The sequence below is a fragment of the Pseudomonadota bacterium genome (assembly GCA_026388215.1).
Taxonomy (GTDB): domain Bacteria; phylum Desulfobacterota; class Syntrophorhabdia; order Syntrophorhabdales; family Syntrophorhabdaceae; genus JAPLKF01.
Genome location: JAPLKF010000006.1, coordinates 1 through 12,506, shown reverse-complemented (window position 1 = coordinate 12,506; position 12,506 = coordinate 1). Strand labels below are relative to the sequence as shown.

General features: G+C 40.9%; 14 protein-coding genes, 1 tRNA gene and 1 pseudogene. 11 read left to right on the top strand and 5 right to left on the bottom strand.

From position 1 onward, the window contains the following. The 9 genes from thrS to NTU69_00240 form a co-directional block, all read left to right on the top strand. Positions 1 to 1,430: threonine--tRNA ligase (thrS, locus tag NTU69_00280; protein MCX5801969.1), on the top strand; the 1,430-nt coding region annotated here is incomplete at its 5' end. Positions 1,431 to 1,456: 26 nt separating this feature from the next. Next, complete coding sequence (infC, locus tag NTU69_00275; GenBank protein MCX5801968.1) at positions 1,457 to 1,951, top strand: translation initiation factor IF-3; 495 nt, start codon at positions 1,457 to 1,459, stop codon at positions 1,949 to 1,951. A gap of 11 nt (positions 1,952 to 1,962) precedes the next feature. Continuing rightward, entirely contained in the window at positions 1,963 to 2,160 is a 198-nt protein-coding gene (gene rpmI / locus NTU69_00270; GenBank protein ID MCX5801967.1) for a 50S ribosomal protein L35, read from the top strand. A 21-nt stretch (positions 2,161 to 2,181) separates the two neighbouring features. Next, positions 2,182 to 2,550 carry a 50S ribosomal protein L20 gene (gene rplT, locus NTU69_00265; GenBank protein ID MCX5801966.1) on the top strand — a complete coding sequence of 123 codons (369 nt, stop codon included), beginning with the start codon at positions 2,182 to 2,184 and terminating at the stop codon, positions 2,548 to 2,550. Positions 2,551 to 2,577: 27 nt separating this feature from the next. After that, positions 2,578 to 3,588 carry a phenylalanine--tRNA ligase subunit alpha gene (pheS, locus tag NTU69_00260; protein MCX5801965.1) on the top strand — a complete coding sequence of 337 codons (1,011 nt, stop codon included), beginning with the start codon at positions 2,578 to 2,580 and terminating at the stop codon, positions 3,586 to 3,588. A 9-nt stretch (positions 3,589 to 3,597) separates the two neighbouring features. Further along, positions 3,598 to 5,979 (top strand): phenylalanine--tRNA ligase subunit beta, encoded by a 2,382-nt coding sequence (gene pheT / locus NTU69_00255; protein MCX5801964.1) that lies wholly within the window; start codon positions 3,598 to 3,600, stop codon positions 5,977 to 5,979. 9 nt (positions 5,980 to 5,988) lie between these two features. Beyond that, positions 5,989 to 6,276: an integration host factor subunit alpha gene (locus NTU69_00250; protein MCX5801963.1), complete on the top strand. Its 288-nt coding sequence runs from the start codon at positions 5,989 to 5,991 to the stop codon at positions 6,274 to 6,276. Next, positions 6,273 to 6,590, top strand: a complete 318-nt coding sequence (locus tag NTU69_00245) for a MerR family transcriptional regulator (protein MCX5801962.1) — start codon at positions 6,273 to 6,275, stop codon at positions 6,588 to 6,590. The genes NTU69_00250 and NTU69_00245 overlap by 4 nt, the downstream gene beginning before the upstream one ends. After that, the gene (locus NTU69_00240; GenBank protein ID MCX5801961.1) at positions 6,587 to 7,204 is read left to right on the top strand and encodes a hypothetical protein; all 618 of its coding nucleotides are present in this window, start codon (positions 6,587 to 6,589) and stop codon (positions 7,202 to 7,204) included. Before NTU69_00245 ends, NTU69_00240 begins: the two co-directional genes overlap by 4 nt. 59 nt (positions 7,205 to 7,263) lie before the next feature. On the opposite strand, the gene NTU69_00235 is transcribed toward NTU69_00240, so the two are convergent. The 4 genes and pseudogenes from NTU69_00235 to NTU69_00220 all read right to left on the bottom strand — a co-directional run bounded on the left by NTU69_00235 (position 7,264) and on the right by NTU69_00220 (position 11,017). Further along, the gene (locus tag NTU69_00235; GenBank protein ID MCX5801960.1) at positions 7,264 to 7,701 is read right to left on the bottom strand and encodes an EamA family transporter; all 438 of its coding nucleotides are present in this window, start codon (positions 7,699 to 7,701) and stop codon (positions 7,264 to 7,266) included. Beyond that, the gene (locus NTU69_00230; protein MCX5801959.1) at positions 7,698 to 8,498 is read right to left on the bottom strand and encodes a site-2 protease family protein; all 801 of its coding nucleotides are present in this window, start codon (positions 8,496 to 8,498) and stop codon (positions 7,698 to 7,700) included. Before NTU69_00230 ends, NTU69_00235 begins: the two co-directional genes overlap by 4 nt. A gap of 1 nt (position 8,499) precedes the next feature. Beyond that, positions 8,500 to 9,462: a hypothetical protein gene (locus tag NTU69_00225; GenBank protein MCX5801958.1), complete on the bottom strand. Its 963-nt coding sequence runs from the start codon at positions 9,460 to 9,462 to the stop codon at positions 8,500 to 8,502. A 178-nt stretch (positions 9,463 to 9,640) separates the two neighbouring features. Beyond that, positions 9,641 to 11,017 (bottom strand): annotated as a pseudogene (locus NTU69_00220) (pyruvate carboxylase subunit B). 92 nt (positions 11,018 to 11,109) lie between these two features. On the opposite strand from NTU69_00220, the gene NTU69_00215 reads away from it, so the two are divergent. Together NTU69_00215 and NTU69_00210 are read left to right on the top strand one after the other, a co-directional pair. Then, positions 11,110 to 11,183, top strand: a tRNA-Pro gene (locus NTU69_00215). A 38-nt stretch (positions 11,184 to 11,221) separates the two neighbouring features. Beyond that, positions 11,222 to 11,641, top strand: a complete 420-nt coding sequence (locus NTU69_00210; protein MCX5801957.1) for a secondary thiamine-phosphate synthase enzyme YjbQ — start codon at positions 11,222 to 11,224, stop codon at positions 11,639 to 11,641. 71 nt (positions 11,642 to 11,712) lie between these two features. On the opposite strand, the gene amrB is transcribed toward NTU69_00210, so the two are convergent. Beyond that, positions 11,713 to 12,506, bottom strand: a 794-nt coding sequence (gene amrB, locus NTU69_00205) for an AmmeMemoRadiSam system protein B (protein ID MCX5801956.1), incomplete at its 5' end; no start/stop codon positions are given.

Genomic DNA, 12,506 nt, shown 5'->3' with positions numbered 1-12,506 from the left:
TGTTAGACGGGATAAATGATAAAGAGGTCAGTATATATACGCAGGGTGGTTTTACTGATTTGTGCAGAGGCCCTCATTTAAACTCAACCGGCAAGATAAAGGCGTTTAAACTCTTGAGCCTTGCCGGTGCATACTGGAGGGGAGATGAGAAGAACAAGATGCTCACAAGGATATATGGAACAGCCTTTCCTGATGAGGCATCTTTAAACAAATACCTCCAATTTCTCGAAGAGGTAAAAAAGAGAGACCACAGAAGGCTCGGCAGGGAACTTGACCTCTTTAGCGTCTCTGATGAGGTAGGTGCCGGGCTTATTATTTACCACCCCAACGGTGCCCTCTTGAGATATATCCTCGAAGACTTCGAAAGGAAGGAACATTTAAAGAGAGGGTATAAGTTTGTGGTGGGGCCCCATATTTTAAAACTGGATTTGTGGAAAAGGTCAGGCCATTATGAAAACTACAGGGACAACATGTATTTCACGAAGATGGATGATGTAGATTACGGGATAAAACCCATGAACTGCCTCTCTCACATTATGGTCTATAAGTCAACTATCCGGAGCTACAGGGATTTACCGCTTCGGTATTTTGAGCTCGGCACTGTATTGAGGCACGAAAAATCAGGCGTCCTCCACGGGTTACTCAGGGTAAGGGAATTTACCCAGGATGATGCACATATCTTTTGCAGGCAGGACCAGCTGCACCAGGAGATACTGAATATTATCGAGTTCGTCCGTGACACAATGAAGGTCTTTAATTTCGAATATGAGATGGAGATAAGCACAAAACCAGAAAAACATATAGGAAGCGATGAGGACTGGGAACGGGCTGAAAAGATACTGAAAGAGGTCCTCGACGGCCAGCATATCTCTTATGAAATAAACGAAGGTGAGGGGGCATTCTATGGGCCCAAGATAGACGTGAAGCTTAAAGACGCTATAGGCAGGAAATGGCAATGCGCAACCATACAATGCGATTTCGCCCTTCCTGAAAGATTTGACCTTCACTATATAGACAGTGATGGCAAAAGAAAAAGACCTGTAATGCTGCACAGGGTAATACTCGGGGCCATTGAGAGATTTATAGGCGTTCTCATTGAACATTACGGTGGTCGTTTCCCTGTCTGGCTTTCTCCGGTTCAGGCCATTATCATGAACATTACGGATGAACAGGAAGGGTACGTGAAGGCAATATATGAAACTATGGTTAATGAGAACATCAGGGTTGAACTTGATACAAGAAATGAAAAACTAAGTTTAAAAATAAGAGAAGGTATGGTAAAAAAGATACCATATATGGTAATAGCTGGTAAAAAGGAGATGGATTCAAAATCTATTACTGTGAGGGTAAGGGACGGAGGCGAATTAAAAGATATTGCACTGAAGGATTTTATTGATAAAATAAAAGAAGAAAATATTCTCAGGAGGTGAGCTCTATAGGAAAGGATAATAAAGACATCAATATCAACGAGAAGATAAAGGTAAGGGAGGTAAGATTAATTGACGACAACGGAAAGCAGCTGGGCATTGTACCAACAGTCGAAGCAATCAGAATGGCAAAGGAACAGGACCTTGACCTGGTAGAGGTTTCTCCAAAAACAAATCCACCTGTATGCAAGATTATGGATTATGGCAAGTTTAAGTACCAGCTTGCAAAAAAGGCACAGGAGGCTAAGAAAAAACAGACTGTAATTCAGATTAAGGAGATGAAGCTTGGTCTAAAGATTCAGGAGCACGACCTCATGGTCAAGATCAGGCACATAAGGGAATTTTTAGAGGACGGGTGCAAGGTAAAGGTAATAGTAATGTTCAAGGGAAGGGAAATACTCCATAAGGATATGGGGGAAAAGCTTACACAAAAGATAATAGAAGCTATTAAAGATATAGGCAACCTGGAACAGAAACCGAAATTTGACGGGAGAAACATCATAATGGTTTTTGCTCCAATGTAAAGGAGGATTACATGCCAAAGTTAAAGACACACAGGGGTTTAGCGAAAAGGGTTAAGGTAACTGCAAGGGGTAAAATAAAAAGGGCTAAGGCCTTTCACAGCCACCTCCTTTCTTCTAAAACACCAAAGATGAAGAGAAGATTATCGAAATCTGATACAATTCATCCCTCTGATATGAAAAGGATAAAGTCATTAATACCTTACTTATAAAAACTTAAGAGGTGGAAAGAGATGCCAAGGGCAAAAAGAGGAGTCAAAGCAAGAAGAAGAAGAAAAAAGATTTTAAAACTCGCAAGGGGTATGTACGCCAGCAGACGCAGTACATATACGATGGCAAAACGTACTGTATTCAAGGCACTGAAATATGCATACACTGGCAGGAAACAGAGAAAGAGGGATTTCAGGTCATTATGGATCGTAAGGATCAATGCAGCCTGCAGGGCATATGGTATACCGTATAGCAGATTTATGAATGGTTTAAAAACTGCCAATATAACTCTAAATAGAAAAACCCTCGCCGATATGGCAGTGAATGATCCTTCAGGATTTGAAAATGTAATCGCAAAGGTTAAAGAGGTAGCTTTACAGCAGCAGAATTGAAGATGAGAAAGTTGGGAAGGGTGGACCTTGGATATACTTGAGCTAAAAGACAAGGTTAAAAGCGGAATATCCTCTATAAAAACCATCGAAGATTTAAAGAAGGTGAGAACATCCCTCACAGGCAGAAAGGGTATCTTTTCGGAGTTTATCGACAGAATCAAGTCGCTGGAAAAAGAAGAGAGGAAATCATTCGGCAAGGAGATAAACAGGCTTAAGGCATGGACCGAAGAGAGGTTGAATGAGTTAGAAGCATTTTATGAAGAGGAAGAAAAGGGGCGAGAGGACAGGTTGTCATGGATCGACATCACAATGCCTGGCAAGACCCCTCTGAATGGGAAAAAACACCCTATCACACAGACCTTTGAAGAAATTATCAGAATATTCTCCTTCCTCGGCTTTTCTGTGGCAGAGGGTCCTGATATTGAGCTTGATTATTATAATTTTGAAGCGCTTAACATCCCCAAAGACCATCCCGCAAGAGACATGCAGGATACATTTTACATAAAACAGGGCATTGTACTTAGAACCCACACATCACCCGTTCAGATCAGGGTGATGGAATCTCAACTACCGCCCGTGAGAATAATTGCCCCTGGAGCTGTATATAGATGTGACCAGGATATCTCCCATACACCCATGTTCCATCAGGTTGAAGGTCTAATGGTGGATAAGCATGTTCGGTTTTCTGATTTAAAAGGAATTCTGACGATATTTGTACATGAGATGTTCGGTAGCAAAACACCCCTCAGATTCAGACCGAGCTATTTCCCATTTACTGAGCCCTCGGCTGAGGTCGATATAGGTTGTGTAATATGTAATGGAAATGGTTGCAGGGTATGTAAAGATACAGGCTGGCTTGAGATCCTCGGCTCCGGTATGGTGCACCCTCAGGTATTAAAAATTGTCGGCTATGACCCTGAAGAGGTTACTGGTTTTGCCTTCGGGATGGGGGTCGAGAGGGTTGCAATGGTAAAGTTCGGTATAGATGATATCAGGCAATTTTATTATAATGATATGAGATTTCTTTCGCAGTTCTGAGGTAAGATTGTGAGAATTCCATACGAGTGGTTAAAAGAATTTGTTGTTCTAAATGCTGAGCCACATGAGCTGGCAAGAAGGCTTACCATGAGAGGCCTGGAGGTTGAGTCTATTGAAGAACAAACGCCATCTTTTGACAGGGTGGTAATAGGTAAAATCCTTAAAATCGATAAGCACCCGCATGCACAGAACCTGTTAATATGTAATGTTGATATTGGAAGGGACACCTTCCCGATAGTGTGCGGTACAAAAAATTTTAAAAATGGGGACAAGGTCCCTGTAGCATTAGCTGGAGCGCAGCTTGCCGATGGGGTAACCATAGAGAGGAAGGATATTAAGGGCATTGAGTCTATTGGTATGCTCTGCTCTGAGAAGGAACTCGGTCTCTCTGATGACCATAGCGGGATATTTATCCTGCCCGACAGTCTTAAGGTAGGTGATGAGCTTAAGGAAGCACCCTGGATCAAGGATGTCGTTCTTGATATAAATGTGGCCCCCAACAGGGGAGATTTGCTATCAATTTACGGGATAGCACGGGAAGTCGGGAGCATCTTCAACCAAAAAGTAACCGTGCCATCATTCAGGCTCGAGGGAGGGAGGAAAGAAGACATAAAGGAATACTTGAAGCTCGAGGTTCTGAATAAAGATGCTTGTCCACGATACGTGCTAAGGATAATAAAAGGGATTTCGATAGTATCCTCACCTTACTGGATGAGAAGCAGGATAATGAAGTGCGGGATGAGACCGATAAATTCGATTGTTGATGTTACTAACTACGTGATGCTTGAGTTTGGACAACCCCTTCATGCATTTGACTATGATATGTTGAGAGGCAGAAAAATTGAGGTAAAACTGGCAGAAGGTGAAACGGTTTTCCGTACCCTTGATGGTGAGGACAGAAAGCTGAATGAGAGGGATATACTGATATGTGATGGAGCAGGCCCTGTTGCGATTGCAGGCATTATGGGTGGTGAGAATTCAGAGATAACAGAAAACACAAAAAATGTAGCGCTGGAAAGTGCCTTCTTTAACCCATTATTCATAAGACAAACAGCAAGAAGGCTGGGTCTCAGGTCAGAGGCCTCACTACGATTTGAAAAGGGGATTGATATTGACAATGTTGATCTCGCAGCGAAGAGGGCTATCAGTCTGATGAATCAACTCTCAGGCGGGACTGTTATAAAAGGAAAAAAGGAGGTGAAAGAGGATAAAGAGAAAAAGAGCATCTATGTGAGTTTTGGAAAGATAAATGACATTGTGGGAACAACTATAGAACGGAATGAGATTATGAATGCTTTAAAATCAATAGAACTGGAGGTGATGAATGAGGAGGAGAACGGTCTTTTAGTCTCAATTCCATCATTCAGGCACGACTTAAACGAGTATATGGACATTATAGAAGAAGTGGCACGGATATACGGTTACGAACATGTACCGGCAACAACACCTGTCACCACATTACAGGCACAAAAGAGGGATAAAAAGGATATCTATTCAAATGAAGCAAAAGACTATTTCAGGTCTTCAGGTTTCTTTGAGCTGATAAACTATGCCTTCTCCAGTGTGAAAGATATAGAAAATTTCTTAATTTCAGCGTCTGATGAGAGGGCTTCATGCGTAAATATAATGAACCCTATATCAAAAGACTACGGGATAATGAGAACGTTTATCACTGCCGGGATATTAAAAAATATTGCCTACAACGCAAATAGAGGTGTAAAAAATCTGAGGTTCTTTGAGATGGGGAAGGTGTTTTTCTCAAGCGGGGAAGGTCTACCATATGAATATCCTGCTATTTGTTTTGCTCTGACAGGGAAAGAAAGGGATTACTTCTGGAGAGATGCTTACTCTGAATACGATTTTTTCGACATAAAAGGGATTCTGGAAGGCTTGATGGAACGCTTTGGCCTTGATTTCTCAATCAATAGAAGTGAGGAACCTTTTTTAAACAGTAACAGGGCTGCCGACATTTTTATGGATGAGCAAAAGATAGGCTGGATTGGAGAGATAAAAGAAGAGGTCTTAAAAACATATGAGATTGAACAAAAGGTCTATTGTGCAGAGCTAAGATTTGATATAATCATAGAGAAGGGTAGCTCAGGGGTGAAATACAGACAGATACCAAGATACCCGCAGGCAACGAGGGACTTTTCATTTTATATAGACGATAAAATACCTGTTTCTACCCTTATCGAAAGCATTAAAAGGGTTTCGCCCCTGATAACAACCGTTGGGGTATTCGATATGTTTAAAAAAGAGGCGAGAAGCATATCCCTTCGCGTGGTATTTCAATCATTCGAGGATACCCTGAAGGACGGGGAAGTAAACAATTTACAGGAAATTATTATAAAAGAACTTACAAATATAGAAGGAGTTACGTTAAGAACTTAAGGAGGGCATATGACAAAGTTAGAAATAGTTACAAATCTTTATGAGAAGCTTGGGTTTTCTAAAAGGGAGTGTGCGAATATTGTTGATAGTTGTTTTGAGATCATAAAAAAATCCCTGGCAAATGGTGAAAATGTTAAAATATCAGGGTTTGGTAATTTCATTGTGAAAGAAAAGAAGGCAAGGAGAGGGAGAAATCCTCAAACAGGCCAGGAAATTGTGATTTCTAAAAGAAAGGTTTTAAATTTCAGGCTAAGCCAGATTCTGAAAGATGAGATAAACAGCGTAAAAGGGAAATGACCCAGGATATCCCTGATAAGGTATTTTATAGAATAAAAGATGTATGTGGTTTAACTGGTTTAAAACCCCATGTACTCAGGTACTGGGAACAGGAATTCAAGGATATCAAGCCTGTTAAAAGCCCAGGGGGACAGAGGTTATATAAAAGGAAAGACCTTGACGTAATCCTTACGATAAAAAACCTTCTTTATGAAAAAAGGTTTACTATTGATGGGGCAAAAAGGTATCTGACAGGCCATAAGCGCCTCCTGGATGAAATCAGGGAAGAATTGACAGAAATAGTGGGAATACTTAAAAAGGGAGATTTGAAATGAAAAAATGTATCTTTGTCTTTGTGTTAATTTTTCTTTGTTCCTGTGCCACCAACGGGCCTATTCATGTGGCAAAAAACGAGGCAGAGAGTTTTAAGAGTTCATACAACGAACCAAAATTAAGGGAACTCTATAGTAAAAATGAGATATTGTTGAGAAATATCTACCTCAGGCTCAATGCATCTAATATTGATATATACAAAGAAGGGATAGGCCTGACCATATTAAGCGATCAGAATAACGAGCAACTTCACTATATCATGTTGAATATCAGACCCTCTGAGATATATTTTAATGAAAACGCTACCACACCCGAACAGAGATTTTCTCATGTTTTAACTACGTATTTTCCTAAGTACCTGCATTACATAAAAAAGGAAGACCTTGACGGGGATGACATAGAAGGTCTGGCTCTTGGTATATACTGGCCCGTCCGTGATTTTTCGCAATGTAATCAGTATGGTGGTTTTATAGAATACATCCATATTTATTTTCCTAAAGAAGACGTATGGGATATCCTCGACGGGAATAAAAACTTTGTCGATGTAGTACAAAACACAGAGGTTATTACAAGCCTTAACCTGGAACCAGCAAAGAGTGTAAGACCCGTCTTTTAAGGGTAAGGGGCATAGCGCAAAGCGCAGAGGGCATGGGGTTTAGTGCTATGGCCAGCATATCAACTCTGCTTTATTAAAATTATGCCCAGGACGGTTAAAACAATCCCCACGATTCTTTGCAGGGTTACTTCCTCTCTCAGGATCAATATACTCAATACTACAGTAATAAGGGGATATGCAGCGGCAATAGGTACAATCTTTGTAGTCATACCCGTCCTCAGCAGATAATAGTACGTCCACATACCCAATAGGCCTGCCATTATACCGCTTGCTGAAAATAAAGAAAAATTCTTAAAGGATATTTTTGTCAGTTCATGGAGCTTCCCTGTAAAAACATATATAAGGAACAATACAATTGTTACAGCAAAGCTTCTGATCAGAATCCCTGCCAGGGGGTCTACATCCTTAAGCCCTATCTTTTCAAGCAGTGGGGTTGACCCCCACAGTAACATAGTTACGATAAGCAGAGAAAATGTTAAAAGGTTATTATAAGTCATATCGGTATGCCTCCACTTTTTCCGATATTCAATGAAGGGAATGGGGAAGGAGTAAAGGAGAGCACGAATATTATAAGGATGATAAAGGCAATAAACTTCCTTTTACCATCAAGTTCTGTTTCCATATCAAAAGGCGCTGGATGACGCATACCAAAGATAAGAAGTATTATCACGAGGGTTAACCAGCCCGGGTTGTAAAATATGGCAAGTATTGCCAATAGTACGATTGAACCAACAAAGACCCATTTACTTTTCTCCCCGAATACCGCATAAATTACATGCCCGCCATCCAATTGTCCGACAGGTAGAAGATTCAGGGCCGTTACAAATAAACCCACCCACCCTGCATATCCAAAGGGGTGTAAAACAAGGTCATAGCCCTGTGGGATGTTCCCTACTATTGATTTCTGAAGGATTTTAAAAATCAAAGGGTCTCCAAGCTGGAGGTAAGACATGTCCCCGGTTATAAGCTGAACCTTCGAAAGTTTTATACCTAAAATTATAAAGGGAAGAGAAACAAGAAAACCGGACAATGGACCCGCTACCCCTATGTCGAATAGAGCCTTTTTGTTGATGATAATTCCTTTCATCTTGATGATCGCACCAAAGGTACCGAAAGGAGAAAAAGGAAAAGGGATAAAGTACGGCAGGGTTGCTGGAATACCATATCTTTTGCTCATGAAATAATGGCCCATCTCATGGGCAAGAAGAATTGCGATGATGGAGACACTATATGAAACACCACCGACAAGGTATGTGGAGGCAACGGTAAGTAGAAAAAGTATAACCTGTATCATCTTAAGCCTCTAAAAGCCCATGCTCCATGTGTATACGGTCATACTTTGTTCCTCTTTTGACATTTATATCAAAGGCTGTAAGGGTATCAAGAAAAGCGATTAAATCCTTTCTTGAAATTTTTTGACTTGTCTTCGACAGCTTATACGCAAAATAGGGGTTCTGGTAAGGGAGATAGTGTTTTTTTTCAGAAGGTTTGAATTCTAAACTTTCTTTCCATTTATGAAAGGTTTTCAGAAATATATCGTATTCTGAGCCTGCCTTAAATACCTCCTCCATATCCTTTGCCTGTAATAAAAGTCTCACCTGCCTAACCAGATAGCTATGTATGGCAAGGATATGCAGCCCATTCAACAAAAGGTTTTCAAAGATATACAATGTTTCCTTCTTATCCGTACTTGCCAGTGCCTCAAAAAGGGCTGTTAGATTCTCCTCATGTGTTTCTGTAACTATAGAGAGAACATCTTTCGATTTTATCTCTTTCCTGTCACCTACATAGTTTACAAGCTTCATCAGTTCTGATTCTAATATTGACTCGTCTTTAATCCTTTTCGTCAAAAGTTTAAGCCCTTCGTGGGTCATTTTCTTTTTGTATTTTCGTATAAAATTTCTTACCCTGTCTTCAATACGTTTTTCAATATTCCCCTCCATTATGACCGTATTGCCCTCTATTGGTTTATACACACCCTGAAGCTTGGCTGTAGTATAGATAATAATATGTATTCTTTCTTTTAATGCCTGCAACTGCTCTTTCATCTCCTCTATTAATGCCCTTTCGGGGTCTAAAAGCACAAGGACAAGATTTTCTCCAATAAATAAGGCAGAGGCATTTTCAATGACCACGTTTTTGATATCCTTTCCTGTAACAATAACGATCTCCGGATTATCAACCCATTTCCTCGCAAGGGTATAGGTATCCTCCATGATATTTTCTTTCTTTCCTATGGCTATCGTAATGTCTTTCATATACCGGCTTTTGTCTGGGTTTAAGGATTCAGGGATTCAAGGGTTCAAGTACTTTTTTAAACCGTCAATTACAGACTCCCTACCCCTTAAATCCTGTTCTTTTCACTGCCCTTAGATTACTATATAAGAGGACACTTTGCAAGAATCATGGAAAGGAAAAAGCTTACTCTTTTTTTTATTCAATGCCATATTTTTTCTTTAAAAATTCCAATCCCGTCATTGGATAAAGGGCGTATATAAGGATATCCCCCATATCATCGGTTATCCCTTTCAAAGCCTCTTTTGCTTTAGGCATTTCCGGCTCAAGAATATCCCCGGGCCTCGATTCTATTGGTACTTCACCCCTTTCATACCCTTTTAATGCCTTTTTTCTGATCTCTTCATTCACAGGTGCGGGAGGTTTTCCATAAAGCCCATAGAAATAGTCTTTTACCTCTTTTGATATCATCTTATACCTTCCTACTATTACATTGAAAACTGCCTGGACACCGACTATCTGGCTCGTTGGTGTTACAAGGGGAGGGGAACCAAGGTCCTTTCTTGTTTCCGGTATCTCTTCGTACACCTCTTTTAACCTGTGCAGTGCCTTTGCCTGTTTTAGCTGGCTTACCAGATTGCTTATCATACCCCCGGGTATCTGGTGCATGAGGACACCTATGTCAATAACGGAAAATTTTGTAGTATCTGCAAAGGACACATAATTGGGTATTATACCCTCAAGATACTCATCAATCTCCGATAACTTTTCAAGGTCAAGGTGTGGGTCATATGGGGTATCCCTGAGTGCAGCGATAAATGGTTCAACTGCAGGATGGGAAGACCTTAAGGCAAAAGGAGCAAGACATGTATCTATTCCATCTGCACCTGCCTCAATAGCCTTAAGACATGACATGGACGCCATACCACTCGTATAGTGTGTATGGAGGTGAACAGGTATTTTAAGGTTTGTTTTCAGAGCAGAAACAAGCTGATATGCATCATGGGGTGATATAATACCAGCCATATCCTTTATACAGAGGGAGTCTGCACCCATATCTTCTATTATCTTTGCTTTGCCAATGTAGTAATCAATGTTGTATATCGGCCCCCCAAGCCTTTTTTCTGTCAGGGAATATGAGATAGCACCCTGAACGTATTTGCCGCATTCCTGTATTGCCTTGAAGGCTGCAATAAAGTTCCTTTCGTCATTTAATGCATCAAAGACCCTGAATATATCTATACCAACCTCTGCTGCCTTTTCTACAAAGGCCTTTACAACATCATCGGCATAGTTCCTGTATCCAACAAGATTCTGCCCCCTAAGAAGCATCTGCAGCTTTGTATTGGGCATCCTTTTTTTAAGCAGTCTTACCCTTTCCCACGGGTCTTCATTTAAAAACCTTGTCATTACATCAAATGTTGCACCGCCCCAGATTTCCATTGAATAAAATCCTATGCTGTCCATCTGGGCAGCAATAGGAAGCATATCTTCTGTTTTCATCCTTGTTGCAAAGAGCGATTGATGTCCATCCCTTAAGGTTAAATCTGTAATCATCACAGGTTTTTTCTCTGACATTGTTAACCCTCCTCGGGAAAGTGTGAATTAGTAGCACGTCTATCAGGAAAAATCAATGGAATTTTTTGAATGAGTCTGCTATCTTATAGATACGGGATGTAGCTCAGTATGGTGGAGCACAGCGTTCGGGACGCTGGGGTCGCAGGTTCAAATCCTGTCATCCCGATTTTTTATTATTAACTTTCAGTTGCACAGGCACTCTACATGAAGATAATTAACGAAAGGATTACATTAGCTACCAGAGGGAGTGGTGATCTGATCAATATCACTGAGAAGTTATCTCTATTGCTTGAAGGTTCAGAGCTTAAAATGGGCAATCTTACTGTTTTTGTTGTCGGTTCAACTGCAGGGATTACTACCTTTGAATATGAGCCTGGACTTATAAAGGATATGGAAGAGATGTATGAAAGGCTTGCACCATCCAATAAACACTACCACCATGACGATACCTGGGGTGATGCAAACGGGTTCAGCCATATCAGGGCAACACTTACAGGCCCAACCGTCACAATACCTTTCGAGAATGGTAAGCTCTTACTCGGAACCTGGCAGCAGGTGGTGCTCGCAGAATTCGATAACCGACCGAGGAAACGAGAGATAGTGGTACAAATTATAGGGGAGTAATTGCTAAAAGTAGGTAGTATGGAGTAGGGAGCAGGCAGCGACTTCTTAATGCTTTTGAGACTGCTTACTGCTTACTGCATACCTGGTTTTGCTGATTCTTTATAAAACACCCCGCCTGCAAAACTCACGGACGATGAACCGTCTGTCCATTGTTTATAGCTGATTTTGTCACAGCTACTACCCTCAAGAAAACTTAGTTGAAAATATATAGGTGTGAGACCACATATCCTTCTTCTATCCCCTTCATCTTTTATAGCCTCGAAAAATCCCTTTGCATTAACGTTTCTTATGCAATTGAGTATTGTCTCATCCCTCTGTTTCGATTGATTTAAGGTATAAGGGTCAAGCTGGTATGTATCCCCGAATTGTGCCCCGATGTGTGCGAGGTCAGCCCCTGATATGATGATATAGGGCTTTCCATAAATATTCAGGGTTTCCTTAAAGTTCCCGAGAATTTCTAATAGCGTTTCATCATTGATACCCTTACTGCCCTCTATATATTCCTGCATCGAGCCTGTAAGAATGGGAAGGATTTCAATACTTCTTTCCGCCACTACGAATTGTATGATAGGCAACTGCAATTCTATGGAATGTTCGCTTCTATGAGGCCATTCAGCAATATACCCTTTTAATATGTGATTATCCCGGATAAGTCCCCCCAGTTCTTTCGAATTCGGGACAACACCGAGGGGTGTAGAAAAGTCTTTCAGAGAGATATTCCAGATTTTTTCAATAGGACGGTGTGATGTCCCGAGAATAACGAGGAGGGGCTTCTCTACGTGTCTCAAGTACCTGTATGCCTCCCTGTATACCTCTTTCCCCCTCGCGTAATCAATATGCGGTGCAAGGATACCTGTGACCTCCC

Bases quoted from the DNA above. Each gene is read 5' to 3' on its own strand.
- rpmI (MCX5801967.1), top strand. From the start codon at position 1,963: ATGCCAAAGTTAAAGACACACAGGGGTTTAGCGAAAAGGGTTAAGGTA.
- rplT (MCX5801966.1), top strand. From the start codon at position 2,182: ATGCCAAGGGCAAAAAGAGGAGTCAAAGCAAGAAGAAGAAGAAAAAAG.
- NTU69_00250 (MCX5801963.1), top strand. From the start codon at position 5,989: ATGACAAAGTTAGAAATAGTTACAAATCTTTATGAGAAGCTTGGGTTT.
- NTU69_00245 (MCX5801962.1), top strand. From the start codon at position 6,273: ATGACCCAGGATATCCCTGATAAGGTATTTTATAGAATAAAAGATGTA.
- NTU69_00240 (MCX5801961.1), top strand. From the start codon at position 6,587: ATGAAAAAATGTATCTTTGTCTTTGTGTTAATTTTTCTTTGTTCCTGT.
- NTU69_00235 (MCX5801960.1), bottom strand. From the start codon at position 7,701: ATGACTTATAATAACCTTTTAACATTTTCTCTGCTTATCGTAACTATG.
- NTU69_00230 (MCX5801959.1), bottom strand. From the start codon at position 8,498: ATGATACAGGTTATACTTTTTCTACTTACCGTTGCCTCCACATACCTT.
- NTU69_00225 (MCX5801958.1), bottom strand. From the start codon at position 9,462: ATGAAAGACATTACGATAGCCATAGGAAAGAAAGAAAATATCATGGAG.
- NTU69_00210 (MCX5801957.1), top strand. From the start codon at position 11,222: ATGAAGATAATTAACGAAAGGATTACATTAGCTACCAGAGGGAGTGGT.